Origin of the sequence: Aeromonas sp. R5-3, from assembly GCF_040908225.1 — a bacterium.
Lineage (GTDB): Bacteria > Pseudomonadota > Gammaproteobacteria > Enterobacterales > Aeromonadaceae > Aeromonas > Aeromonas dhakensis.
This window is the reverse complement of the sequence record NZ_JBFODH010000003.1, coordinates 1-24,549: the sequence shown is the minus strand read 5'-3', so window position 1 is coordinate 24,549 and position 24,549 is coordinate 1. Positions and strand designations below refer to the sequence as shown.

Genomic DNA, 24,549 nt, shown 5'->3' with positions numbered 1-24,549 from the left:
GAGACCGGCTCAGCGCATGATAAGGCCAAGCAGGATCCCCACCACGCCGAAGTCGGCATCGCTGAAGGTGGTGTTGGCAAAGCCGAGATCCCCCAGCACCGGCAGCAGGAACACCGGCAGGAAGGTGATCAGCAGGCCGTTGGCGAAGGCCCCGAGCATGGCGCCGCGACGGCCGCCGGTGGCATTGCCGAACACCCCGGCCGCCGCGCCGACGAAGAAGTGTGGCACGACGCCCGGAATGATGACGGTGAGCCCCAGCAGGTAGAGCAGCACCATGCCCACCAGCCCGGCGGCAAAGCTCGACAGGAAGCCGATCAACACCGCATTGGGGGCATAGGGGAAGACGATGGGGCAGTCCAGCGCCGGCTTGGCGTTGGGTACCAGCTTGTCGGAGATCCCCTTGAAGGCCGGCACGATTTCGGCGATGACCATCCGTACCCCCTGCAGGATCACGTAGACCCCGGCGGCGAAGGTGATGGATTGCATCAGGGAGAACATGAACCAGTGCTTGCCTTTGGCGACTTCCGAGACGTAATCCGCACCGGCAAACAGAGAGGTGATAAGGAAGATGATCCCCATGGTGAAGGAGATGGCCACCGGGGTATCGCGCAGGAACAGCAGGCTCTTGGGCACTTGCACCTCTTCGCTGCTGTGGGCCTTGTTGCCGAATTTGGCGCCGATCCAGCCGGCCAGCACGTAGGAGCAGGTGGAGAAGTGGCCGAGTGCCACGTCATCGGAGCCGGTGATCTGCTTCATGTAGGGGTGGGCGAGGGCCGGGAACAGCACCATGGTCACGCCGACCACCAGGCTGCCCACCGCGATGAGCGGAATGCCGCTCATGCCGCCGGCGGAGAGGATGGCCGCCACCATCATCGACATGAACAGGGTGTGGTGACCGGTCAGGAAGATGAATTTCCACGGGGTGAGGCGGGCGATCAGGATGTTCACCAGCATGGCGAAGAACATGATCATCGCCATCTCCTTGCCGAACGACTGCTGGGCGATGGAGACGATGGCCTCGTTGTTGGGCACCACCCCCTTGATGCCGAAGGCGTGCTGGAAGATGGTGGCGAAGTCGCCCAGCGAGTTCACCACCAGGGTGGCGCCGGCCCCCAGGATGACGAAGCCCATGATGGTCTTGACCGTGCCCTTGATGCACTCGGTCACCGGTTTCTTCTGGGCGATCAGGCCGATGAGGGCGATCAGGCCAACCAGCACGGCCGGCTCCGACAGCACGTCAAACATCAGAAAATTGAAAAATTCCATGGTCAGCTCCAAGCAGATGGAAGCGGCGGCTCACCGGCCGCCCAGACAGTTGCAAAGGGGTTAGAGTGCGCCCAGCTCGCGCAGGGCGATGGCGAGTTTTTCTTTCATGGCGGCCTTGTCGACCATGTTGTCCAAGGACACCAGCCGGCCGTCGACGCCCATGCTGACCAGCTGTTCGGCGATGTCGCGGGTGGCGACAAAGATCTCGGCGCTCTCGCTGCCGGCGGAAGCGAGATCCCGGTGATCCACCTCGGCCGTCACGGCCAGCTCCTTGAGAATGCTCTTGATGCTCATCTCCATCATCAGGCTGGTGCCCAGGCCGTGTCCGCATACAACCAGAATCTTCATGTGCTCTTCCTCTGTCGGGCGCAGGGCGCCACTCAATAACGCGCCAGGATGCGCAGGATGTCGTCTTTGCTGGTGGCCGCCATGATGGCCGCCACGTCTTCTTCATTCATGAACAGCTCGGCCAGCTGGGCGATGGTCTCCACGTGGGAGTTGCTGTCGCTGGCGGCCAGGGTGACCAGCAGCCGGACCGGGTCGTTGCCCTCGGAGCCGAAGTTGACCCCCTCCTTCAGCACGGTCAGCGCCAGTCCCAGCCGGTTGACGCCGTCTTCCGGGCGGGCGTGAGGCATGGCCAGGCCCGGGCCCAGCACGTAGTAGGGGCCGAGCTCCTCGTGGGAGCGGTAGAGCGCCGCCACATAGGAGGGTTCTATGGTGCCGTTGGCCAGCAGGGTGGCGGTGGACAGCTCGATGGCGTGGCGCCAGTCGCGGGCGCCCGCTTCGATGGAAATGACCTCTTCGGTCAGCAATTGGGTCAGCATGGCAGTGTCCGGGCTGGATAAGATGGCGCCAATCTAGCGATCTTGCCGGCTGATAACTGTGAGCCTGATCGCGAAAGTTAGCGCTACCAGATAGCGCTAACATCGATCTGTGATAGCGCTATCATTTCTCTCATGGAAGGGATTCATCCTGCCCCTTGTCGGCCTCAAAGGGGGTAAAATCCGGTTTGAGCAAATAGTCAGTGCCCCGCTTTTGCCTTAAAGTGAGCACCCGTATGCCGAGGAAGGGAAAGGATGTCAGAAGCGAAGAAACGCCGTAGCACGGGTCGGGTGACCCTCAACGATGTGGCCCAGCTGGCCGGCGTGGGGGCCATGACGGTGTCGCGCGCCCTGCGCACCCCCGAGCTGGTATCCGACAAGATGCGCGAGCGCATCGAGGCGGCGGTGGATGAACTCGGCTATATCCCCAACCGGGCGGCGGGGGCGCTGGCTTCCGCCACCTCCCAGACCATAGTGGTGATCGTGCCCAGCCTGACTGACTGCGGCTGCGGCGAGGTAATTGCCGGGCTGCAGCAGAGCCTGCGCCGGGAGGGTTACCAGATCATGCTGGGGGATGCCCAGCACCTGAAACAGCAGGAAGAGAGCCTGCTGACCAGCTTTCTGCAGCACAATCCGGCGGCCGTGGTGCTGTTTGGCAGCGATCCCGGCGAGACTATCCGCATGCGGCTGAAGGCGGCCCGCCTGCCGGTGGTGGAGGTGGGGGCCATGGCCCGCAGCCCCATCGACATGAACGTCGGGGTCTCCAACTTCGATGCCGGCTATCAGCTGACCCGCCACCTCATCGAGCGCGGCTACCGCAATATCGGCTTTCTCTGCGCCCGCCAGGAGCAGTGGATGCTGCAGCAGCGAATGCAGGGCTGGCAGAAGGCGCTGCTGGACAACTACCTCTCCCCCGACGCCATCATCAACACCTCGGAGCGACCCAGCTTCAGCACCGGGGCGGCCATGCTGGGGGAGTTCCTGCTGCGCTGGCCCGAGCTGGATGCGCTGGTCTGCGTCAACGACGAGCTGGCGGCCGGGGTGCTGTTCGAATGCCAGCGCCGCCACCTGAACGTGCCGGGCAAGCTCGCCATCGCCGGTTTCGACGATCTGGACGTGGCGCGCGCCTGCTACCCGGCCCTCACCTCGGTCCGTATCCCCTATCAGCGGATGGGGCAGGAGGCGGCCGATCTCATCTTGCGTCAGCTGGCCGGTGAACCCGTCATGGGCTCGGCGCTGACCCTCGACTTCCAGCTGCAGAAGCGGCAAAGCAGCTGATCCTTTTCACACTCATCAAAGAGGCAACCATGTTCAAGGCTCTGTTACTGGAAAACCAAGAAGGCAAGACGGTACCGACCCTCACCCGGCTGGGCGAGAGCCAGCTGCCGGAAGGCGAAGTGCGGGTGGCGGTGAGTTACAGCTCCATCAACTACAAGGACGGGCTGGCCATCACCGGCAAGGGCAAGATAGTGCGCCAGTGGCCGCTGGTGCCCGGCATCGACTTCGCCGGTACCGTGCTCGAGTCTGCCGACGACCGCTATCAGCCGGGCGACAAGGTAGTGTTGACCGGCTGGGGTGTGGGGGAAGGGCACTGGGGCGGCATGGCCGAACAGGCGCGAGTCAAGGCCGACTGGCTGGTGCCGCTGCCGGCCGGGCTGGATGAGCGCCAGGCCATGTGCATCGGCACCGCCGGCCTGACCGCCATGCTCTGCGTGCTGGCGCTGGAAGAGGCGGGAGTGACCCCGCACAGCGGCGAGATCCTGGTGACCGGCGCCGCCGGCGGGGTGGGCTCCACTGCGGTCGCACTGCTGGCCGCGCTGGGGTATCAGGTGGCGGCGCTGACCGGTCGTCCCGAGGAGCAGGGCGAGATGCTGACCGCGCTCGGTGCCAGCCGCATCGTGCCGCGCAGCGAGCTGCTGGAGCCTGCCAAGCCGCTCGAGAAGCAGCTGTGGGCCGGGGCGATCGACAGTGTCGGCAGTCAGGTGCTGGCCAAGCTGCTGGCCCAGATGAACTACGGCGGCGCCGTGGCGGCCTGCGGCCTGGCGGGCGGCTTCGATCTGCCCACCAGCGTGATGCCTTTCATCCTGCGCAACGTGCGGTTGCAAGGGGTCGACTCGGTGATGTGCCCGCTGGCACGTCGCCAGCTGGCCTGGCAGCGACTGGCCCGGGATCTGCCCGCCAGCTTCTTCGCGCAGGCGGTGACCGAGATTGGACTGGAGCAGGTGGTGGAGGCCGCCGAGGCCATCACCCAGGGCAAGATTGCTGGCCGCACCCTGGTCAAACTTTGAACTCCCGCTGACTGGCGAGCCCCATTTTTCTGGATAGACTTTGAGTGCGGGTGCACTATCCAAGGAGAATGAGCATGGGTGGACACAAGCCGGATTACGACCTCGACGACGAGTGGGAGCCGGAATCCTGGGAGGACGAGCTGGATGAATGGGAAGACGAGAGCTGGCAGGACGATGACCCTCTTGACGACCAGTAATCCGCGTATTGAATACACAGGCGGGCCTCGGGCCCGCCTGTTTTTTTGGGCGGCTCACAGGAATGGGGGCGGGCACTTGGAGGCCGGCGGCGGGCTGGCTAGAATGAACTGCCCAAACGACACTCAAGGATGACTATGCGACTCTCGGTGATAGTGTTTGCCGCCCTGCTTGGGGGCTGTGCCTCCCACTCGGATGATCCGTGCGAGAAGGTGTGGAGCGAGGTGGGGGAGGCGGATGGCAAGCTGGGCCTCACCGCCGAGCGGGTCGAGTTCCATCAGGCCCAGTGCGGCGAGAAGGTGGATGCCGAGCTGTGGAAACAGGGACACCAGAAAGGGCTGGCCTGGTACTGCCGACCGGAACATCTCTATCTGGCGGGCCGTTCCGGTGAGGAGTACCGCGGGGTCTGCCCCAACGACGTCCAGGCACGCCGGCTGTTCGAGCAGGGGCGCCAGGGCTGGACCGATCAATAGCCGGTCAGGCTTCTTTCTCTTTCAACCGCAGCGGCTGACACAGATAGCTCTTGTCGTTGGCGCTGCGGACACACTTGCCGCAGACGAACTTGGGTTTGCGCACGATTTTGCGCAGGGTCTTGAGATCGGCCGGGATCTCGCTGCGACGCCATTCACACAGGGTCTTGTTGCCCATTCCGACTACCTCGACAACTCAGTGGGCCCTAGTGTAATCAATTTTCATTTCTAAAACAGCGAGCGGGCCCGGATGATCGCATGGCCCGCTCGTGATGAGGGGACCTTACTGATAGAGGAATTTGGTGAAGATGAGCTCGCGTATCGCCTTCTTGCCGCTCTCTTTCACCAGCAGCTCGTTGGCCCGGGTCTCGCACTCCTTGCGCAGGTCTTCACGGCTGACCAGGGACTTGATCTGATCGGCGGTCTTGCTGCCCATCAGGCGGATGATGGCGTCGCGGATCAGGGGGTCATGCTGCTCCAGCAGCTTGAGGTCGGCCTCGTTCTCGGCCATCAGCTCCACCGTCACCCGGACGTAGCCGAGGGTTTTACCGTCGCTCAGGTAGTTGGTGATGATGTCGGGATCCAGCAGGTGGTAGAGGAATCCCGGCTTGGCCGCCGCCGCTTCTCCTTCTGCGGGTGCTTCCCCCCCTTCGGAGGCGTAGGTCTGGAGTGCACCACAACTCAGCAACAACACCAGCAGAAATTTGAATAGCTTCATATGGATGGCTCATCAGCAAGAGATACCCCATTTTTGATGTTGCCATCGGGGCCGTCAAGCACGGATGTTCTTACAATTCTCGATTGATTTACGGATAATAAACCGGATTTTAACCTGATAACGGAAATCTCCGGATGGTGAAGCTGTGAAGTCCGAGTTGACTGTTCCCCTTGTCCGGCTGGAGCCCTGGCGGACTCCCGCGCAGTGCGAGCCGCCCGAGGCCTTGCTGCCCTGGTTGTTGGAGGCGGACTCCATGACCCGGCGCCTGCGCCGCCATAATCACCACTTTTCGGTGCAACTGCTCGGCAACCGCAGCGTCCCCCTCGATGCCGACGAGCAGCAGCTGGTGGCCGCCGATCATCCGGCTGGCCTGTGCCGCGAGGTGATCCTGCACGGTGATCGGGGGCCGGCCCTGCTGGGCTGGACCCTGTTCGCCGAGGCCGCCTTGCCGGACAGCGGCTTGCGCGAGCTGGGCGAGCAGCCTCTGGGTGAGCGTATCTTCGGTGACGAGCCTGCCCGGCGCGATCACCTGCAACTGGCCTGTTTCGAGATTGCGAGCAATCCCTGGTGCCCGGCCGGCATCGTGTGGGGACGCCGTTCCCGTCTGTTTCTGGGGCAATGGCCACTGCTGGTCCATGAACTCTTCTTGCCCTCTCTGTCATGCAACAAGGAGCTGGAGTGAATCTGTTAACCAAGGAGCGGGGACTGGCCTACGTGCAGTTGGCTCGCATCGACAAGCCCATCGGTACCCTGCTGCTGCTGTGGCCGACCCTGTGGGCGCTCTGGCTGGCGGCGGATGGCCTGCCGGATCTCTGGACCCTGCTGGTGTTCGTGGTGGGGGTGTTTCTGATGCGCTCCGCCGGTTGCGTCATCAATGACTATGCGGATCGCAACTTCGACGGTCACGTGAAGCGTACCGCCGGCCGGCCGCTGCCCATGGGCAAGGTCAAGCCACGGGAGGTACTGGCGCTGTTCGCCGTGCTGGCGCTCATCTCGTTCGCCCTGGTGCTGACCATGAATCCACTCACCATAGGCCTGTCGTTCGCGGCCCTGCTGCTGGCGGCCTGCTACCCCTTCATGAAGCGCTACATCCCGATCCCCCAGCTGGTGCTCGGCATGGCCTTCTCCTGGTCCATTCCCATGGCCTATGCGGCCCAGGCCAACGCCCTGCCGGCCGTGGCCTGGCTGGTGTTTCTCGCCAACCTGCTGTGGACCATCGCCTACGACACCGAGTACGCCATGGTGGACCGGGACGATGACCTCAAGCTCGGTCTCAAGTCGAGTGCCATCCTGTTTGGCCGCCACGACAAGCGGATCATCGGCGCGCTGCAGCTGCTGGCCCTGCTTATCCTGTTGCTGGTGGGCCAGCTGAGCGAGCTGGGATCTAGCTACTACTGGTCGCTGCTGGCGGCGGCGGCCCTGTTCGTCTATCAGCAGCGGCTGATCCGCGAGCGGGCGCGGGAAGGATGCTTCCAGGCGTTCCTCAACAACAACTACGTGGGGGCGCTGATCTTCGCCGGGGTGGTGATCAACTACCTGTGAGCTCGCGTTCCCCCATGAAAAAGGCCGCAACATGCGGCCTTTTTCATTGGTGTGTACCTGCTCAGGTCCGGTTGCCCGCCTGAATGGTGCGGCGGATCTTGGTGCTGAGCAGTGGCACTATGTTGTCGGCCAGCGCCTGGAAGCGGCCCAGATCCGGCTTGCAGCCCGGATCCAGATAGCCTTCGCTGCGCAGGGTGTGGATCAGGGTGCTGAACAGCTTCTGGTCGAAGAACTCGGGGGCGTTGATGCCGTGCAGGGTGCCGAGGCGTTCCGCCATCATCAGGCCGTCCGCCTCCAGCTGCTCCGCCTCGATGCTGGGCTGGGCCAGCACCCGGGTCAGCACGATGGCGTAGCGTTGCAGAGTCTCCTGGATGCTCTCGGCCAGGAGCAGCAGGCGGGTCTGGTTGACCGGGTTGACCCAGAAGCCGCCGTCGCGCGCCTCGATCAGCTGCTGGCGCTGCAGTTCGGCCAGCAGGGCATCGACCAGCTCCGGCAGATCATCCTCTTCGTAGCGCAGGAACAGCTCGGTCTTGAGCAGCGGGTAGATGTCGATGCAGCGGGCGACGATCTCGCTGCGGGAGATCCCCTCGCAACGCTCGATCAGGGCCGCCACCAGCGAGGGCATGGCGAACAGGTGCAGTATGTTGTTGCGGTAGTAGGTCAGCAGGATCGCCTGATAGCGGTCCAGACTGATGATCTGCCCCAGCTTGTCCTCGCTCACCTCGAACTTGTTGAGCTCCATCGCCTGATCCAGCAGGGTCTTGGCATCCTCGGCCGGCATGGTGCTGTGCGGGCTGTAGGGCACCTGCTTGAGCAGGTCCAGATAGGTGTTGAGCTGGGCCTGCAGTTCGTCGCGGGTGAGGGCGTGGCGTTCGGCGGCCAGCAGCGCCAGCGCGCTCAGGGTCAGGCCGTTGACGGCGGCGGCGCCGTTGATGCGGGTCATCAGCAGCTCGGCCAGCTGGTTGACGGTGCCTGCCATCCACTCGGGGCGTTCCTCCTCGCCGATGTGCTCCTTCCAGGTCGGCACGTGTTCGTTGAGGTAGCTGTTGAGGGTCAGCGGCTCGCCGAAGTTGACGAAGCCGCGGCCGTAGTTGCGCAGCTTGCGCAGGATGCCGAGCACCTGCAGGAAGCTCTCCTTCTCCTTGCGGCTGCCCTTGAGCTCGTTGTGGTAGGTGTTCACCTCCATCACGTGCTCATAACCCAGGTAGACGGGGACGAAGGTGAGCGGCCGATCCAGTCCGCGCATCATGGCCTGCAGGGTCATCGCCAGCATGCCGGTCTTGGGTGGCAGCAGGCGACCGGTACGGGAACGACCGCCCTCGGTGAAGAACTCCACCGAGTAGCCTTTGGCAAACAGCAGGTTGAGGTATTCCCGAAATACCGTGCTGTAGAGCGGGTTGCCCTTGAAGGTGCGGCGGATGAAGAAGGCGCCGCCGTGGCGGAAGATCGGGCCCGCCGGCCAGAAGTTGAGGTTGATGCCGGCCGCGATGTGGGGCGGCACCATGCCTTGGTGATAGATGACGTAGGAGAGCAGCAGGTAGTCCATGTGGCTGCGATGGCAGGGCACGTAGACGATCTCGTGGCCCTCCTGGGCCAGCTGGCGCACCTTCTCGGCGCCGTTGACCGACAGGCCGCGATAGAGCTTGTTCCACAGCCAGCCGAGGAAGCTCTCGCCGAGGCGGATCAACCGGTAGGAGAAGTTGGAGGCGATCTCGTCCATGTAGCCATGAGCCCGTTTCTGGGCTTTATCGAGGCTGATACCCTCGCGCTGGGCCTCCTCCTCGATGGCCTGCTGGATCACGCCAGAGTCGAGCAACTGCTTGAACAGCAGGTTGCGGTTGGGCAGCTTGGGCCCGGTGGCGGCCAGCTGCTGGCGGCTGAAGTGGGTGCGGGCCACCCGCGCCAGCTTGTGGGCGATGGCCTCGTCGGTGCCGTGCTTGTCCGCCATGTAGCGCAGGGAGAGCGGCGGAGAGAAGCGCACCAGGTTCTCGCGTCCTTTCAGGATCACGATCAGCGCCTTCTTGAGGCGGTTCGGCGCCAGGCTGCTGATGATGTTCCAGCCGGAGGCCTCCTCGCCTTCCCGACCCGGGGCACGGCCCCAGAACAGGGTGACGGGCACCACCTGGATGTCCAGCGCCGGATCCTGCTTGTGCAAGTCCAGCAGTTGGTGAAACTCCTGCAGGAAGGGGAGCGGCTTGCTGCGCTTGCCGAACAGGGGAGGCGGACGATCCAGACAGACATAGCGCGGCAGCAGCTGACCGTTCAGCTCCAGCGGCGTGAAGGGGCCGGGCAGACCGAGATCCTCGCAGCACTGCTGCAGGGTCATCAGGTCGGTGATCGAGCTGGTCTTCAGGGCATAGACGATGGGTCTGGCCGGATCCAGCTTGAGTTCCGTGATGGGGTTTTCCGGCAGGCTCTTGTGATTGACCAAGCCGCTGACCGGCCATTGCAAGATGGCTCTGGAAATCTTCTGTCCAAGGGACATGTGCGTCTGCTCTCCAAAAAAATGCGGCGTGAGCATAGCAAATCACCGACTGCTTGTCGCCGAGAGGTACGATGAGTCGGCTGCGCGGGATCAAAACCATGGTAAATGAACAGAGGGCCGCGACAAATGTCAGCGGCGGCTTGCCTTGGCCACTGCACTGTATATACTGCCAGTGTGCTGTATAAAAAGACAGGTGCCCATGCTATGAAACCCCTTACTCCCCGCCAGGCCGAAGTGCTGGAGTTGATCAAGGCGAACATGAACGAGACCGGCATGCCGCCGACTCGCGCCGAGATTGCCCAGAAGCTTGGTTTCAAGTCGGCCAACGCGGCCGAGGAACATCTGAAGGCCCTGGCCAAAAAGGGGGTCATCGAGATCATGCCGGGCACGTCCCGCGGCATCCGCCTGCTGCTTGAAGAGGAAGAGCAGCTGGAAGAGAGCGGTCTGCCGCTGATCGGCAAGGTGGCTGCCGGCGAGCCCATCCTGGCCCAGGAACACATCGAGAGCCACTACCAGGTGGATCCCGCCCTGTTCCACCCGCGGGCAGACTTCCTGCTGCGGGTGCAGGGCATGAGCATGAAGAACATCGGCATTCTGGATGGCGACCTGCTGGCGGTGCACAAGACCCAGGAGGTGCGCAACGGTCAGGTGGTGGTGGCGCGGCTCGACGAGGATGTCACCGTCAAGCGCTTCCAGCGCAAGGGCAGCCAGGTGTGGCTGCTGCCGGAGAACGAAGAGCTCTCCCCCATCGAAGTGGATCTCGCCAGCCAGCACCTCACCATCGAGGGACTGGCGGTCGGTGTCATTCGCAACGCCGACTGGATGTAATCCGTGCTAACAAGGCCTCCCATGGGAGGCCTTGTTGTTTCTGCGCTCCTTTCCCCGTGATTTCAATCAGATCCTGATACCCGGCACTTTTGTCTGCGGGCGCTCGCCGCAGGCGATTCATTTCAGATATATCATTTGGTAAGGCTGGTTCACTGGCGTGAGCCACCCCCCGATGCTCGGCAAGACGCGCAGCTTCGCGTCGCTGGTGGCAGGAACCCCGAGGGCAGCAGGGAATAACAAGCGCTTCGCGCCCGGTGCAGGCAGCATGTGTGCCTCGTCCGGGGGCAGAGGCGTCAGCGGGATAGAAGGGAGAGTGGCCAGCAGGGCGCCGGCAGTCGGCACAACAGCGGCACACTCGTGCAGTCGACACGCGGCAGTCATCGGGTCGCCCCTTGCGGTGGTGGACGGTGCCGGTCGACGTGACCTGTTGATCAAGGAGGACAGGTATGGCTTCAAGCTCGCCATGGGATCCGGGTCTGGCATCGCCCGTTTCTTCCATCACCCGTTTCATCAAGGGTAACCGGATGACCCGTTTCTACGCGCTCTGGGTACACCACAAGGGCGCCTGCTGGACCATCTGGCTGGGGTGCCCGAAGGACAAGATTGTCCGCCTGGTGCGCCTGTTTCACAGCCATCACGAGCAGGGGTTGGCCGATGATCTCTGGACCGCTCCTGTCATCCCGCTGCGCGCCTCGAGCCGCCGCCTGCACGAGCGGCGCCGACAACAACCTTGACCCGTTGCAACAGCCCCACCTCCCGGTGGGGCTGTCGTTTTGGGCGATCCGGCGTCGCTTTGCAGACCCTGGCGTCATCTTCTGACCAAAGTTGGCCAGCGAACGGGCAACCGTGACAAGGGAGTGACCGGCCCGGTGCTCACTGGGTTACAATAGCCCTTTCATTCTGGCCCGGCTGGCGGGCATGTCGACGTAAAGGGTTTGTTTTTTTATGGTGAAACCACGTTACCCCTTGCTGTTTCTGCTGCTGGTCGGGGGCATGATGGGCGGTTTTTACTGGAGCCAGCCCTCCCTGCCCGAGCACGCCGACTACTATCCGGCGGGGCGGGACATCAATCCGTTTGCCTTCACCGATCAGGATGGCCAGCCGTTCGTGCCGGCCAGCCTGACCGGCCACTGGACCTTCCTGTTCGTCGGCTACACCTCCTGTCCCGATATTTGCCCGACCACCCTGGCGGATCTGCGTTCCGTCTATCCCGAGCTGAAAAAAATAGCTCCGAGCAGCCAGGTGGTGTTCATCTCGGCTGATCCGCAGCGGGACGACGTGGCCCGCCTCAAGACCTATACCGCCTTCTTCAACCCGGAGTTCAAGGCGGCAACCGGCCCCCACGACAAGCTGTTTCCCTTCGTGCGCAATCTGGGGCTCATCTACTCCATCGCCGATCAGGGGGAGAAGGATTACCTGATCGACCACTCCGCCTCCATCGTGCTGATCAATCCGGCCGGCAAGCTGGAAGCCGTGTTTCGCCCCCGTCTGAGCGAGGACGGGGTGCCCAGGGTGGTGATGGCGAGCATGGTGTCGGACTTTGCCAGGATAGTGCGGCTGGATGGCGAATAGTGATGAGCAACGGACGTCCTCCGGCATGTTGACCCCCGCCTGGTGGCGAGACGGGCGGCGCCATCGCGCCGTGTTTGCCCTCGCCCTGCCCATGGTCTTTTCCAATGTCACCACCCCGCTGCTGGGGCTGGTGGACACCTGGGTGATCGGTCATCTCGGCCAGGCCTGGTTCCTCGGCGGCGTGTCGGTTGGGGCCACCCTCATCAACCTGCTGTTCTGGCTGCTCGGCTTCCTGCGGATGTCCACCACCGGCCTGACCGCCCAGGCCCATGGCGCCAGCAGCCCGGCCGGCCAGCTCGACACCCTAGCCAGGGCGCTGGGTCTCGCCATCGCACTGGGGCTGGCGTTGTTGCTGCTGTTGCTGCCGTTGCTCCCTACCCTCATCGCCCTCAGCGGTGGCTCCGCCGAGGTGCAGCACTATGCCGCCGAGTACGTCTCGGTACGGATCTGGAGCGCCCCGGCGGCGCTCTGCAACCTGGTGATCATGGGCTGGTTGCTGGGCATGCAGGATGCGCGCAGCCCCATGCTGCTGCTGCTCTTCACCAATCTGGTCAACATGGGGCTCGATGCCTGGTTCGTGCTGGGGCTGGGTTGGCAGGTAAAAGGGGTCGCCGCCGCCTCGCTGCTGGCGGACTACAGCGCGCTCGGGGTGGGGCTCTGGCTGGTGAGCCGTCACCTGCGCCGGCTGGCCGCGTCGGCGTGGCAGGGTGCCTGGCAACGCTGGCGCCAGTGGCCCGCGTTGCTGCGGTTGCTGGCCCTGAACCGGGATATCTTCATCCGCTCCCTCTGCCTGCAGCTCTGTTTCGCCTTCATGACCCTGCAGGGGGCCAGGCTGGGGGATGTGGCGGTCGCCGCCAATGCGGTGCTGCTCAACTTTTTGATGCTCATCTCCTACGGGCTGGACGGCTTCGCCTATGCGGTGGAGGCCATGGTGGGGCGCGCCATCGGACGGCGGGATCGGCAGGGACTGCGGGAGGCCATCGGCCTCAACCTTGGCTGGGCGCTGCTGATTGCGCTGGGCTTCAGCCTGCTGTTTGCGCTGGGAGGCAGCCGGCTGATTGGGTACATTACGGACCTGCCGGCGGTGATCGCCGCGGCCAATGCGCAGCTGCCCTGGCTCATCGCCATGCCGCTGCTGGCGGTCTGGTGTTTCCTGCTGGACGGGGTCTTCATCGGGGCGACCCGGGCCCGGGAGATGCGCAACAGCATGCTGGTGGCGGCCCTCGGCGGCTTCTTCCCGGTCTGGTGGCTCTGTCAGGGCTGGGGCGTGGCGGCCTTGTGGGCCGCGATGGCGGCCCTGATGGCAGGGCGGGGACTGACACTGGGCTGGCTCTGCTGGCAGCTGGAGCGCGATGGTCGGCTGCTCCACTCACCCCACGGGGCGGGGGAGGCGCCGCAGGCCTCCTCCTGAGCCCGCTATCTAGCCAGGCAGGTCCGGTTCAGACCTGCAGCGAGCCCGGGTAGCCCAGCTGGCGCCAGCTTTCGTAGACGAATACCGCCACCGCATTGGAGAGATTCATGCTGCGACTCTGGGGCAGCATGGGGATGCGCAGCCGCTGCTCGAACGGCAGGCTCTCGATGATCTCGATGGGCAGGCCGCGGCTCTCAGGCCCGAACAACAGGGCGTCCCCGGCGGCAAACTGCACTGCCGAATGGGCGGTGCGCCCCTTGGTGGTGCAGGCAAAAACCCGCGTCGGCACCACCGCCGCCAGGAAGGCCTCGAAGTTCGGCCAGCGCTTCACCTCGGCGAACTCGTGATAGTCGAGCCCCGCCCGCTTCACCCGCTTGTCATCCCACTCGAACCCCAGCGGCTCTATCAGGTGCAGCCGATAGCCAGTGTTGGCGCAGAGGCGGATGATGTTGCCGGTGTTGGGCGGAATTTCCGGTTGGTAGAGCACGATGTCGAGCATGACGGCGTCCTGATGGGGCGAAAAGGGCGCCAGCATACCCAGCGCCCGGGCGGATGAAAAGGGCCTGCTCAGCCGATGGGCAGGCGGATGGTGATGGTCAGCCCGGCCGGGTGGTTGCTGCTGGCGCGGATGGTGCCGCCGTGGCGCAGGATGGCCTCCGCGGCGATGGCCAGCCCCAGCCCGGTGCCGCCGGTCTTGGCGTTGCGGGCATCATCCACCCGGAAGAAGGGCAGGAACAGCTGCGGCTGCTGCTCCACCGGTACGCCTGGGCCGTCGTCGCGGATGGTCATCACCCACTCCCGTCCCTCCCGGTACCAGTCCACCTTGATGAACTCGCGGGCATATTTGAGCGCGTTGCGCAGCGGGTTTTCCAGTGCCCTGGCCAGCAGATCGGGCCACATCCGCAGGGAGTCGGTGGGCAGCGGCGGCAACCTGAGCTGCTTGCCGCTCTGATTTGCCTCGAACATGGCGTCGTCCAGGATGGGCTCCAGCAGATCGGCCAGCGGCATCACCACCGGCGCCTCCACATGTTGCTGCACCCGCGACAGGTCGAGCAGGTCGCCGATCAGCTTGTCGAGCCGGCCTATCTCCGATTCGATCCGGGCCAGCTCGTTGCTGTCCCCCTGCTTGCGGCGGATCAGCGCCTGCGCCAGCTGGATGCGGGTGAGCGGGCTGCGCAGCTCGTGGGAGATGTCGGAGAGCAGCTGTTTCTGCTTCTGGATCATGTTCTTGAGGGTATCGACCATGTGGCTGACGTGATCCGCCAGCTGGCCTATCTCGTCCCGCCGCCCCAGGTTGGGGATCTGCGCCTCCAGATTGCCCTCCGCCAGCTGGGAGACCGACTGCTGCAGCTGCAGGATGGGGCGGGTCAGCCGCCAGGCCAGCAGCAGGCAGAGCGGGGTGCTGACCAGCATGGCGATGCCGAGGATCTGGATCGGGTGATCCAGGATCTGGATGAACAGGAACAGATAGGAGTTCTCGACGTTGAGGCCGAAGTAGACGTGGTAGATCTGGCCGCGATGCTCCATCTGGAAGGGGCCGGCGATGGCCCGCTTGTGCTCGCTGCCCAGCATGGGCTTGGCCGGGTTGTCCGAATCGAGCATGAAACGGACCACGAACTTGCTCAGGCGGGTGCTGGACTGCATCTGCCCCTTGGCATCGCGCAGGTAGATGTTGTCTACCGGCAGCAGGCCGGCGGCGTCGATGGCCTGGGCCAGATCGAAATCCTGAGTGGGATCCGCCCCCTTCTGCAGCGCCTTCAGATTGTTGTTGAGGCGGGCGATCTCGTGGGCCGGCAGCGGGATGATGTTGCGGGGATCCAGGGTCGGCAGGATCACCACGGCGGCCACCACCAGCAACAGCATGAACCAGAACCAGAGGAAGATCTGGGTGGAGAGACCGTTGAAGGTGCGGGCCGTTCTCATGCCTGTTCCAGCCACAGGTAGCCACGGCCGCGCACCGTCTTGAAGCGGGGCTGGCCGTCGGTGCGCTCAGGCAGCTTCTTGCGCAGGTTGCTCAGGTGCATGTCGATGGCGCGATCGAAGGGCTCCAGCTTCTTGCCCAGCACCAGCTCGGAGAGCTGGCTCTTGCTGACGATCTGACCCGGGTTGCGCAACAGGCACTCCAGCAGGCCGAATTCGGTGGCGGTCAGCTCCAGCAGATCGCCGTGGCAGCTGGCCTGCTGCAGGCCGGGCTGCAGCACCAGATCCATGAAGCGCACCTCGTCCGAACTGCCGCCGCGCTGGGGCTGGCTGCCTTGGGTGCGGCGCAGGATGGCGCGCACCCGGGCCAGCAGTTCCCGGTCATCGAACGGCTTGGCCAGATAGTCGTCGGCCCCGGCCTCCAGCCCGTTGACCCGATCCTGGCTGTCGCCGCGGGCGGTCAGCATCAGCACCGGGGTGTCGTGGGTCTTGCGCAGCCGGGTCAGCATGGCGAAGCCGTTGAGCTTGGGCATCATCACGTCCAGCAGGACCAGGTTGAAGTGCTGTTCGGCCAGCCGCTGCAACCCCTCTTCGCCATCCTCGGCGACGGTCACCTGGAAGCCTTCCAGGGTCAGAATTTCGGTGAGCAACTGGGTCAGCTCGAGATCGTCGTCGACCAGGAGTATTTTGTGCATCTGAAGTCATTCCGCTGATTTTTCGCGCCAGACTGGCGCAGGGGTCAGGGTATAATAGATTTTTAACCGCAAGAGGAAAGTCGGTTTTGAGCCATCAACAATATTCCCGCTGGGTGACGCTGGCCAGCATGGCCGCCGTCACCACCGCTACCCTGCTGATCACCGGCAAGCTGATCGCCTGGCTGATGACCGACTCCTCGAGCCTGCTGGCCTCCCTCACCGACTCCTTTATGGATCTGAGCGCCTCCATCATCAACCTGCTGGCCATCCGTTATGCCCTGTCACCGGCCGACGACGAGCATCGCTTCGGTCACGGCAAGGCGGAGTCGCTGGCCGGGCTGATCCAGTCAGCCTTCATCTCGGGCTCCGCGCTGCTGCTGGTGATGCACGGCATCTCCTCCCTGCTCAAGCAGGCGCCGCTGGAGCGGCTCGAGGCGGGTCTGTGGGTCAGCGGTGGCTCCATCGTGCTGACTCTGCTGCTGGTCAGCTTCCAGAGTTTCGTCATCCGCAAGACCAACAGCGTGGCCATCAAGGCCGACATGCTGCACTACCGCTCCGATCTGCTGCTCAACGGCGGCGTGCTGCTGGCACTGGTGCTGGCGGGGCAGGGCTGGTACTGGGCCGACGGCCTGTTTGCCATCCTGATCGGGCTGTTCCTGCTGTGGGGGGCGTTGCACATCGGTTATGAATCGGTGCAGGCGCTGCTCGATCGTCAGTTGCCAGCCGAGGAACAAGCGAGAATAATGGCCCTCTGCTGTGCCGTCGAAGGTGTACACGGGGTGCATGATCTGCGCACCCGCCAGTCCGGTCCGACCCGCTTCGTGCAGTTGCATCTGGAACTGGACGATCAGCTCCCTCTGGTCAAGGCCCATCAGATTGCCGATGAAGCCGAACTGGCGGTTCGTCAGGCATTCGAGCGCATGGATGTCATCATCCACATGGACCCCATCTCCGTGGTGCACAAGGAACAGCAAGGCACTCCCTCAGAACAACAGTAGGCTGCAACATGGATGATCTGGTTGCCAGAACCTGGCAAAAAATTCAGCAAGAAGCGGCGAGCATGGCGACCGAAGAGCCCATGCTGGCCAGCTTCTTCCACTCCACCATTCTCAATCACAAGAACCTGCGTTCGGCCCTCAGCTTCCAGCTGGCCAACAAGCTCGACAGCGCCACCATGCCCGCCATCGCCCTGCGCGAGGTGATCGAGCTGGCCCTGCGCAGCGAGCCCGAGCTGCTGACCATGGTCGCCGCCGACATCTGTGCGGTGCAGGAGCGCGACCCGGCGGTCGACCTCTTCTCCACCCCGCTGCTCTACCTGAAGGGGTTCCACGCCCTGCAGGGCTATCGGGTCGCCAACTGGCTGTGGCGCCAGGGGCGTCGTTCGCTGGCGCTCTACCTGCAGAACCAGATCTCCGTGGTGTTCGGGGTGGACGTGCACCCGGCCGCCCGTATTGGCAAAGGCATCATGTTTGACCACGCCACCGGTATCGTGGTCGGCGAGACGGCGGTGATCGAGGACGATGTCTCCATCCTGCAGAGCGTCACCCTGGGCGGTACCGGCAAGGAGAGCGGCGATCGCCACCCCAAGATCCGGGAAGGGGTGATGATAGGGGCGGGTGCCAAGGTGCTCGGCAACATCGAGGTGGGTATGGGGGCCAAGATCGGTGCCGGCAGCGTGGTGATCAATCCGGTGCCGCCGCACACCACAGTGGCGGGCGTACCCGCCAAGATCGTAGGTCGTCCGGAGTGCGACAAGCCCTCGTTGGACATGGATCAGTGTCTCTGATCCCCTGACCGAGGCGAGTCGATGGCCAAGCGCTGGTCGGGTTATCTGATCCTGGGGATGTGGCTGCTCAACCTGCTGCACCTCTATCTGGGGTTCTCCCCCTGGCCGGCAGCCATCGCCGCCTGGGGAGCCTCCCTGCTCACCTGGCCCTGGCTGGTGGGGGCGGCGCGCCGTCAGGCGCTTGCCCTGTACGGGGCGGCACTGGCGCTGCTGATCTTCTCCTGCTGGCAAGGGGCCAGCCTCCAGCCGGCGGACTGGCTGCTGCCCAACATCAACATGCTCACCATGTTTGCGGCGGTGAGCACCCTCAATCTCGCCACCTCGGGCCTGCTGACCGGCACCACCTCATGGCAAGGGCGCAAGGGGCTGTGGAGCACCATGGCCAGCCTCAACCTGCTGGGGGCCGTCATCAACCTCTCGGTGCTGTTCATCATCGGCGATCGGCTGGAACGGAGCGGCACCCTGGAGCGGCGTCAGGTACTGGTGCTGAGCCGGATCTTCTGCGCCGCGGCCTTCTGGTCCCCCTTCTTCGTCGCCATGGCGGTGGCGCTTACCTATGCCCCCGGTCTGCAACTGTCGCAGATCCTGCCGTTCGGGCTGGTGGCGACCCTGCTGGCGATGGGATTGACCGCCTGGCAGGTGGAGCGGCTGGGGGTGGTGGATTTTGCCGGCTACCCGCTGCGGCTGCAGACCCTGGGGCTGCCGGTCGCCCTGGCCGGGCTGGTGCTGCTGATCAAGCAGATCTGGCCGGATCTCGGCATCCTGGCGGTGATCGCCCTGGTGGCGCCGCTGCTGGCGTTTGCCTTTATGCCGAGCACGGGGCGAGGCCCTGCCCTCAAGCGGCAGGTGGTGGAGCGCTTTCCCGCCATCGGCGGTCAGATTGTGCTGTTTCTGGGGGCTGGCCTGCTGGCTGCCGGCATTAACAGCGCCTTGTCGGTACTCGAGCTGGGCGGCGGCCACGGCTTGCCCTTCTTCCATCACTTCGGCTGGCTGGAGGCCTCGCTCACCCTGCTGCTGATCCTGTTGGTGGCCATCGTCGGAGTACACCCGCTCATCAGCATCTCCGGGCTGGCGCCGCTGCTGTGGCCACTGGCACCGGATCCCAGCCTGCTCGGCATGACCTTTTTGCTGGGGTGGGGGCTGGCCACCGGCACCAGCCCGCTCTCCGGCTCCAACCTGGCGCTGGCCTCCCGTTACAACCTGAGTGCCGGGGCCATTTTGCGCGGCAACCTGCTCTACGGCCTGCTGATGTACGGGGTTGCCTGTCTGCTGCTGGGGGCCTATATCGCCCTGCACAGCTGAGGCGTCCGGTTGATGTGAATAGGGGAGCAGATCGGATGCAATGGCGGCTTGTGCGGGCCCTGCCGTGGCCCCGGCGCAGGATGCGAGAAAAATAGACGCATATTTAGTCAATACATCCATGGAAGGCGCATTTTACAGCGCACCGGCTTGTTTGTGCCGATGCCATCAGGGTATGCTGGCTTCACGCGCTTGAATCGCCCTCTGTGGGGCATCGCAATTGAACATACAGGTATGCATATGTCACTAGAAGTCCTTGAGCAACTCGAATCCAAAGTACAATCCGCCGTCGACAACATCTCCCTGCTGAAGATGGAGCTGGACGAGCTGAAAGAGCAGAACAGCAAGCTGCAAGACGAGAACCATCAGCTGCGCAACGAGCACGTTGCCTGGCAAGAGCGTCTGCGTGCCCTGTTGGGCAAGATGGATCAGATGGGCGAAAGCATCTAATCCGTCGCTATACGCGAGAATTGAAAACGGGCCGCTCCATGAGCGGCCCGTTTGTTTGGGTCAGTCTGGCAGTCAGAGTGCCAGCAGCTGCTTGACGGTCTTCTCGATGCCGTCCGCGGCTTCCACTATATTGCTGGCCAGCATGTAGGCGGGGGTGGAGATCACCTTGCGCTCCTGATCCACCACGAACTCGTTGACCGGGCAGTTGAGGTGGCTGCCCCCCATCGCCTCGATGGCGTTGGCGGTGCCCTCGTCGTGGCCTATGGTGGCCAGGGTGCCGGCGCCGTAGATGAGCGGGATCATGGCTGGCGCGATGCAGATGTAAGCCGCCGGCTTGTTGGCCCTGGCAAAGCTCTGGCAGGCCTTCAGCACGTCCGGCTGGACTTGGCACTCGGCTCCCTTGATGGCGAAGTCGCACAGGTTCTTGGCGGCGCCGAAGCCGCCCGGTACCAGCAGGGCATCGTAGTCGGCTGCATCCAGCTCTGCCACGTCCTTGATCTGGCCGCGGCAGATGCGGGCGGCTTCGACCAGCACGTTGCGGCTCTCTCCCTCGCTCACTTCCCCGCTCAGGTGGTTGACGACATGGAGCTGCGGAACATTGGGCGCGAAGCACTGCACGGCGGCGCCCTGCCTGGCCAGCGCCAGCAAACTGATGACGGTCTCGTGGATTTCGGCCCCGTCAAAGACGCCACAGCCACTCAAGATCACGGCCACTTTTTTCATGACAGACTCCTCGTTGTTGAAAATGTGAGCCAGGATGGATTGTTGTACTTTTGTATGGTTATCGTTCGTCCTCCGCTGGTCAAGTCATCTTGCTGTGCTAGGATTGTTTCGTTTCGGATCCTGCCGCGTTTACTCCCTTAAATCTTTTTCCACATTGATCGAGATCATTTCAACGGTCTGGCGATCGGTTTTAACGATCTCAATTCGTTGTTATATATGCGATTTTCATTTTTTATCCACAGTGGTTTCACTGGGCTTCATCAATCACGCCATTTTTGAGCACAGAGTTATCCACAGCGTGGCAGTCGATGAGGATCCCTCGACCGGGTCGCCCCCCCTCTTGGTGTGAGGGGGGCCCTGTGGCATCCTAGCGGCTGTTTATCTCTGGCAGGACGATTTCATGGCCCCTAGCAATCCCCTTATTCTGGTCGACGGCTCCTCTTATCTTTACCGCGCCTTCTTTGCCTCTCAGCAGGCCGATCTGCGCACCTCGACCGGTTTGCCGAGCGGCGCCGTCCGTGTCATGGCCAACATGATGCGCAGCCTGCGCAAGCAGTACCCCGACTGCCATGTGGCCGTGGTGTTCGATGCCAAGGGCAAGACCTTCCGCGACGACATCTATCCCGAATACAAGGCCAACCGGGCCAGCATGCCGGATGATCTGCGCAGCCAGGTCGCCCCCATCCACCAGATGATCAAGGCGATGGGTTTCCCCTTCCTGATGGTGGAGGGAGTGGAGGCGGACGACGTGATCGGCACCCTGGCCCGTCAGGCGACCGAGAAACAGCTGCCGGTGCTGATCAGCACCGGCGACAAGGACATGGCGCAACTGGTCTCCGACCATGTCACCCTGATCGACACCATGAAGGACGTGAAGACCGATCGGGAAGGGGTGATCGAGAAGTTCGGCGTACCGCCAGAGCTCATCATCGACTACCTGGCTCTGATGGGGGACAAGGTGGACAACATCCCCGGCATGACCGGCGTCGGCGAGAAGACAGCCTTGGCCCTGCTGCAGGGGATCGGTAGCATCGACGAGATCGCCGCCAACCTCGACAAGGTGGCGGCACTCGGTTTCCGCGGCTCCAAGGCGTTCGCAGACAAGTTCCGCGAGCAGGAGGAGCAGGTGCGCCTCTCCTATGTGCTGGCCACCATCAAGACCGATGTGGCGCTGGAGCAGAGCCTGGAAGAGCTGGAGCTCGGCCCCATCGACAAGGAAGCCCTGCTGGCGGTCTATCGCGAGTATGAGCTGCGCAACCTGATCAAAGAGCTGGAGTCCGGTGGCGAGGAGAGCGGCGCCGAGGGTGATGAGGAAGGCTCTGCCCCGGTTGCCGCCATCGAAACCGACTACCGCTGCATTCTGGACGAGGCCGAGTTTGACGGCTGGCTGGCCCAGCTGCAGGCGGCGCCGTTGTTTGCCTTCGATACCGAGACCACCAGTCTCGACTATATGGAGGCGCGCATTGTTGGCGTCTCCTTTGCCATCGAGCCGGGCAAGGCGGCCTATGTGCCTTTCGGCCACGACTATCTGGGGGCGCCGGTGCAGCTGACCGAGGCCGTGGTGCTCGGCAAGCTCAAACCGCTGCTGGAAGATCCGGCCCGGCTCAAGGTAGGGCAGAACCTCAAGTACGATCGCAACGTGCTGCTCAATCACGGCATCGAGCTGCAGGGTATCGCCTACGACACCATGCTCGAGTCCTATGTGCTCAACTCCACTGCCAGCCGCCACGACATGGATTCGCTGGCCCGCAGGTATCTGAACGTCGAGACCATCTCGTTCGAAGAGATTGCCGGCAAGGGGGTCAAGCAGCTCACCTTCAACCAGATCGAACTGGAGCAGGCGGCTCCTTACGCGGCGGAAGATGCCGACATCACCCTGCGTCTGCATCAGGCGCTGTGGGGCAAGCTCTCTGCGGAGCCGGGTCTCGCCAAGGTGTTCAGCGAGATCGAACTGCCGCTGCTGCCGGTGCTGGCGCGGATGGAGCGACTCGGTACCACCATCGAGCCCAAGCTGCTGCACCAGCAGAGCCAGGAGATCGAAGTGCGGCTGGCAGAGCTGGAGAAACAGGCCCACGAGCTGGCCGGGCAGGAGTTCAACCTCTCCTCGCCCAAGCAACTAGGGGAGATCCTCTTCACCAAGCTGGGGCTGCCGATCATCAAGAAGACTCCGAAAGGAGCCCCTTCCACCGCGGAAGAGGTGCTGGCCGAGCTGGCGGAGACCTATGAGCTGCCGCGTCTGCTGATGGAGCACCGTGGTCTGGCCAAGCTCAAGTCCACCTACACCGACAAGCTGCCGCTGATGATCAAGCCGCAGACCGGGCGGGTGCACACCTCCTATCATCAGGCAGTGGCGGCGACCGGGCGGCTCTCGTCTACCGATCCCAACCTGCAGAACATCCCGGTGCGCAACGAACAGGGGCGTCGCATTCGGCAGGCCTTCATCCCGTGCGCAGGTTACAAGCTGGTAGCGGCGGACTACTCCCAGATCGAGCTGCGGATCATGGCCCACCTCTCCGGTGACAAGGGACTGCTGACCGCTTTCGCCGAGGGCAAGGACATCCACAAGGCGACCGCCGCAGAGGTATTCGGGGTTGAACTTGATGCGGTGACCAGCGACATGCGTCGCAGCGCCAAGGCGATCAACTTCGGCCTCATCTATGGCATGAGCGCCTTCGGTCTTGCCAAGCAGCTGGGCATCGGCCGTGCCGAGGCGCAGAAGTACATGGATCTCTACTTCGAGCGCTACCCGGGCGTGCTGGAGTACATGGAGCGCACCCGCCAGCAGGCGGAAGCCCAGGGCTATGTCGAAACCCTGTTTGGCCGCCGCCTCTATCTGCCGGACATCAAGTCGCGCAACGCCGGTCTGCGCAAGGCGGCGGAACGGGCCGCCATCAACGCCCCCATGCAGGGTACGGCCGCCGACATCATCAAGCGCGCCATGATCAACGTGGATGGCTGGATCCGGGGCATTGAAGACCAGTCGATCCGCATGTTGATGCAGGTGCACGATGAACTGGTGTTCGAGATCCGCGAAGAGAAGCTGGAGGAATACATCGCCATCATCAAGGAGAAGATGTCAGCCGCTGCCGAATTGCATGTGCCGCTGGTGGTCGAAGCGGGCACCGGTGACAACTGGGATCAGGCCCACTGATCGCTGGCAGTCGTCATCGACACCTATATAGCTATATAAGACGCGAAGCCCGGCCTCATGCCGGGCTTCCTGTTTGTGGCTATCTGGATTCAGACCTCTTGCAGGTATTCGTCCTTGAGCAGGACATAGTTGTCGGCCGAGGTCTTGAGGAAGGCGATCTCGGCCGGCTTGAGAGGGCGCGCCTGCTTGATGGGATTACCCATATAAAGAAAGCCGGCCTCGAGTCGCTTGCCCGGTGGCACCAGACTGCCGGCACCGATCATCACATCATCTTCGACCACGGCCCCGTCCAGCAGGATGGCACCCATGCCGACTAGCACCCGGTTGCCAATGGTGCAGCCATGCAGCATCGCCTTGTGGCCGACCGTGACATCTTCCCCGATCAACAACGGATAGCCGGCCGGGTTGCTGGCACTCTTGCGGGTCAGGTGCAGTACTGTACCGTCCTGAATGTTGCTGCGGGCGCCGATGCGGATATGGTTGACGTCCCCTCTGGCGGCCACCATGGGCCAGATGCTGGCATCGTCACCCAGCTGGATATCGCCCACCAGGGTGGCGCAGGGGTCTACATATACCCGTTTGCCCAGTTGCGGGCGTTTTCCCTTGTAAGGTCTCAGTCGCAAGTCCATCTTGGCCTCCTTGTTTTCGGCCATTCTAGCAATTCGGCGCTGGTTTCTGTGGATAAGTTTGTATAAAAGCTGTGCTTGGATATGAATAACTAAAAAAGTGCAGTTTTTTGCAATTTTATTGCAGGAGGGGGGTTGCCAGAACGAATTCACTCCCTATAATGCGCCTCCATCGACAGGGCAAGCGGCAACGCAAAGCCTGAGTCGATAGCCTCGAAAAGCCTTTGAAAATAAGGCTTGACTCGAGAAGGCGGTTGAGTAGAATGCCACTCCCGCAGCAGCCAAAAGCTGCGTCGCTCTTTA

At 63.3% G+C, this 24,549-nt stretch carries 26 protein-coding genes; 15 read left to right on the top strand and 11 right to left on the bottom strand.

The annotated features are described in order from the left end of the window. Nucleotides 1-9: 9 nt before the first annotated feature. From AB5Y95_RS02085 to AB5Y95_RS02075, 3 genes are read right to left on the bottom strand one after another with little or no spacing between them, the layout of a single operon-like run. Nucleotides 10-1,266 (bottom strand): PTS ascorbate transporter subunit IIC, encoded by a 1,257-nt coding sequence (locus AB5Y95_RS02085; protein WP_005307528.1) that lies wholly within the window; start codon nt 1,264-1,266, stop codon nt 10-12. Between the two features lie 60 nt (nt 1,267-1,326). Beyond that, nucleotides 1,327-1,614 carry a PTS sugar transporter subunit IIB gene (locus tag AB5Y95_RS02080; RefSeq protein ID WP_016349013.1) on the bottom strand — a complete coding sequence of 96 codons (288 nt, stop codon included), beginning with the start codon at nt 1,612-1,614 and terminating at the stop codon, nt 1,327-1,329. A gap of 32 nt (nt 1,615-1,646) precedes the next feature. Then, nucleotides 1,647-2,090, bottom strand: coding sequence for a PTS sugar transporter subunit IIA (locus AB5Y95_RS02075; RefSeq protein ID WP_368159426.1), 444 nt, complete (start codon nt 2,088-2,090; stop codon nt 1,647-1,649). Between the two features lie 252 nt (nt 2,091-2,342). On the opposite strand from AB5Y95_RS02075, the gene AB5Y95_RS02070 reads away from it, so the two are divergent. From AB5Y95_RS02070 to AB5Y95_RS02055, 4 genes are all read left to right on the top strand, one after another. Continuing rightward, complete coding sequence (locus AB5Y95_RS02070; RefSeq protein WP_042049786.1) at nt 2,343-3,365, top strand: LacI family DNA-binding transcriptional regulator; 1,023 nt, start codon at nt 2,343-2,345, stop codon at nt 3,363-3,365. 29 nt (nt 3,366-3,394) lie between these two features. Further along, entirely contained in the window at nt 3,395-4,375 is a 981-nt protein-coding gene (locus AB5Y95_RS02065; protein ID WP_211027824.1) for an MDR family oxidoreductase, read from the top strand. A 74-nt stretch (nt 4,376-4,449) separates the two neighbouring features. After that, the gene (locus AB5Y95_RS02060) at nt 4,450-4,572 is read left to right on the top strand and encodes a hypothetical protein (protein ID WP_005307545.1); all 123 of its coding nucleotides are present in this window, start codon (nt 4,450-4,452) and stop codon (nt 4,570-4,572) included. A 135-nt stretch (nt 4,573-4,707) separates the two neighbouring features. Next, on the top strand, nt 4,708-5,043 hold the full coding sequence (locus tag AB5Y95_RS02055) for a DUF2799 domain-containing protein (RefSeq protein WP_010635514.1): 336 nt from the start codon (nt 4,708-4,710) through the stop codon (nt 5,041-5,043). A gap of 4 nt (nt 5,044-5,047) precedes the next feature. Here the strand turns inward: AB5Y95_RS02055 and AB5Y95_RS02050 are convergent, their stop codons facing one another. Both AB5Y95_RS02050 and AB5Y95_RS02045 read right to left on the bottom strand, forming a co-directional pair. Beyond that, a complete protein-coding gene (locus AB5Y95_RS02050; RefSeq protein WP_368159425.1) occupies nt 5,048-5,218 on the bottom strand; it encodes a hypothetical protein in 171 nt (56 codons plus the stop codon). 105 nt (nt 5,219-5,323) lie between these two features. After that, a complete protein-coding gene (locus tag AB5Y95_RS02045) occupies nt 5,324-5,758 on the bottom strand; it encodes a flagellar basal body-associated FliL family protein (protein ID WP_042049789.1) in 435 nt (144 codons plus the stop codon). 145 nt (nt 5,759-5,903) lie between these two features. On the opposite strand from AB5Y95_RS02045, the gene AB5Y95_RS02040 reads away from it, so the two are divergent. Beyond that, nucleotides 5,904-6,440: a chorismate lyase gene (locus AB5Y95_RS02040; RefSeq protein WP_005307556.1), complete on the top strand. Its 537-nt coding sequence runs from the start codon at nt 5,904-5,906 to the stop codon at nt 6,438-6,440. Then, the gene (gene ubiA, locus AB5Y95_RS02035; protein WP_368159424.1) at nt 6,437-7,300 is read left to right on the top strand and encodes a 4-hydroxybenzoate octaprenyltransferase; all 864 of its coding nucleotides are present in this window, start codon (nt 6,437-6,439) and stop codon (nt 7,298-7,300) included. The genes AB5Y95_RS02040 and ubiA overlap by 4 nt, the downstream gene beginning before the upstream one ends. Before the next feature lie 61 nt (nt 7,301-7,361). Here ubiA and plsB read toward each other — a convergent pair whose 3' ends face one another. Next, the gene (gene plsB / locus AB5Y95_RS02030) at nt 7,362-9,785 is read right to left on the bottom strand and encodes a glycerol-3-phosphate 1-O-acyltransferase PlsB (protein WP_244366147.1); all 2,424 of its coding nucleotides are present in this window, start codon (nt 9,783-9,785) and stop codon (nt 7,362-7,364) included. A 204-nt stretch (nt 9,786-9,989) separates the two neighbouring features. On the opposite strand from plsB, the gene lexA reads away from it, so the two are divergent. The 4 genes from lexA (at nt 9,990) to dinF (ending at nt 13,596) form a co-directional block, all read left to right on the top strand. After that, on the top strand, nt 9,990-10,613 hold the full coding sequence (gene lexA / locus AB5Y95_RS02025; RefSeq protein ID WP_005307564.1) for a transcriptional repressor LexA: 624 nt from the start codon (nt 9,990-9,992) through the stop codon (nt 10,611-10,613). Between the two features lie 446 nt (nt 10,614-11,059). Continuing rightward, the gene (locus tag AB5Y95_RS02020; protein ID WP_005307567.1) at nt 11,060-11,347 is read left to right on the top strand and encodes a hypothetical protein; all 288 of its coding nucleotides are present in this window, start codon (nt 11,060-11,062) and stop codon (nt 11,345-11,347) included. Nucleotides 11,348-11,558: 211 nt separating this feature from the next. Next, nucleotides 11,559-12,185: an SCO family protein gene (locus tag AB5Y95_RS02015; protein ID WP_368159423.1), complete on the top strand. Its 627-nt coding sequence runs from the start codon at nt 11,559-11,561 to the stop codon at nt 12,183-12,185. Beyond that, nucleotides 12,175-13,596 (top strand): MATE family efflux transporter DinF, encoded by a 1,422-nt coding sequence (gene dinF / locus AB5Y95_RS02010; protein WP_368159422.1) that lies wholly within the window; start codon nt 12,175-12,177, stop codon nt 13,594-13,596. Before AB5Y95_RS02015 ends, dinF begins: the two co-directional genes overlap by 11 nt. A gap of 28 nt (nt 13,597-13,624) precedes the next feature. Here the strand turns inward: dinF and trmL are convergent, their stop codons facing one another. From trmL to AB5Y95_RS01995, 3 genes are all read right to left on the bottom strand, one after another. Then, entirely contained in the window at nt 13,625-14,095 is a 471-nt protein-coding gene (gene trmL, locus AB5Y95_RS02005; RefSeq protein ID WP_201972094.1) for a tRNA (uridine(34)/cytosine(34)/5-carboxymethylaminomethyluridine(34)-2'-O)-methyltransferase TrmL, read from the bottom strand. 68 nt (nt 14,096-14,163) lie between these two features. Beyond that, nucleotides 14,164-15,519, bottom strand: a complete 1,356-nt coding sequence (locus AB5Y95_RS02000) for an ATP-binding protein (protein WP_005307577.1) — start codon at nt 15,517-15,519, stop codon at nt 14,164-14,166. Further along, nucleotides 15,516-16,211 (bottom strand): response regulator, encoded by a 696-nt coding sequence (locus AB5Y95_RS01995; RefSeq protein ID WP_010635506.1) that lies wholly within the window; start codon nt 16,209-16,211, stop codon nt 15,516-15,518. Before AB5Y95_RS01995 ends, AB5Y95_RS02000 begins: the two co-directional genes overlap by 4 nt. Before the next feature lie 86 nt (nt 16,212-16,297). On the opposite strand from AB5Y95_RS01995, the gene AB5Y95_RS01990 reads away from it, so the two are divergent. The 4 genes from AB5Y95_RS01990 to AB5Y95_RS01975 all read left to right on the top strand — a co-directional run bounded on the left by AB5Y95_RS01990 (nt 16,298) and on the right by AB5Y95_RS01975 (nt 19,746). Further along, entirely contained in the window at nt 16,298-17,209 is a 912-nt protein-coding gene (locus tag AB5Y95_RS01990; RefSeq protein WP_368159421.1) for a cation diffusion facilitator family transporter, read from the top strand. Between the two features lie 8 nt (nt 17,210-17,217). Then, nucleotides 17,218-17,997 carry a serine O-acetyltransferase gene (gene cysE / locus AB5Y95_RS01985; protein ID WP_010635504.1) on the top strand — a complete coding sequence of 260 codons (780 nt, stop codon included), beginning with the start codon at nt 17,218-17,220 and terminating at the stop codon, nt 17,995-17,997. A 21-nt stretch (nt 17,998-18,018) separates the two neighbouring features. Further along, on the top strand, nt 18,019-19,299 hold the full coding sequence (locus AB5Y95_RS01980; protein WP_005307590.1) for a hypothetical protein: 1,281 nt from the start codon (nt 18,019-18,021) through the stop codon (nt 19,297-19,299). A gap of 237 nt (nt 19,300-19,536) precedes the next feature. Further along, the gene (locus AB5Y95_RS01975) at nt 19,537-19,746 is read left to right on the top strand and encodes a cell division protein ZapB (protein WP_005307594.1); all 210 of its coding nucleotides are present in this window, start codon (nt 19,537-19,539) and stop codon (nt 19,744-19,746) included. Between the two features lie 72 nt (nt 19,747-19,818). On the opposite strand, the gene elbB is transcribed toward AB5Y95_RS01975, so the two are convergent. Then, entirely contained in the window at nt 19,819-20,469 is a 651-nt protein-coding gene (gene elbB, locus AB5Y95_RS01970) for an isoprenoid biosynthesis glyoxalase ElbB (protein WP_368159420.1), read from the bottom strand. 400 nt (nt 20,470-20,869) lie between these two features. Between elbB and polA the strand changes: the two genes are divergently transcribed. After that, nucleotides 20,870-23,620, top strand: coding sequence for a DNA polymerase I (gene polA / locus AB5Y95_RS01965; RefSeq protein WP_368159419.1), 2,751 nt, complete (start codon nt 20,870-20,872; stop codon nt 23,618-23,620). 89 nt (nt 23,621-23,709) lie between these two features. Here polA and AB5Y95_RS01960 read toward each other — a convergent pair whose 3' ends face one another. Next, entirely contained in the window at nt 23,710-24,249 is a 540-nt protein-coding gene (locus tag AB5Y95_RS01960; RefSeq protein WP_010635500.1) for a gamma carbonic anhydrase family protein, read from the bottom strand. Nucleotides 24,250-24,549: the final 300 nt, after the last annotated feature.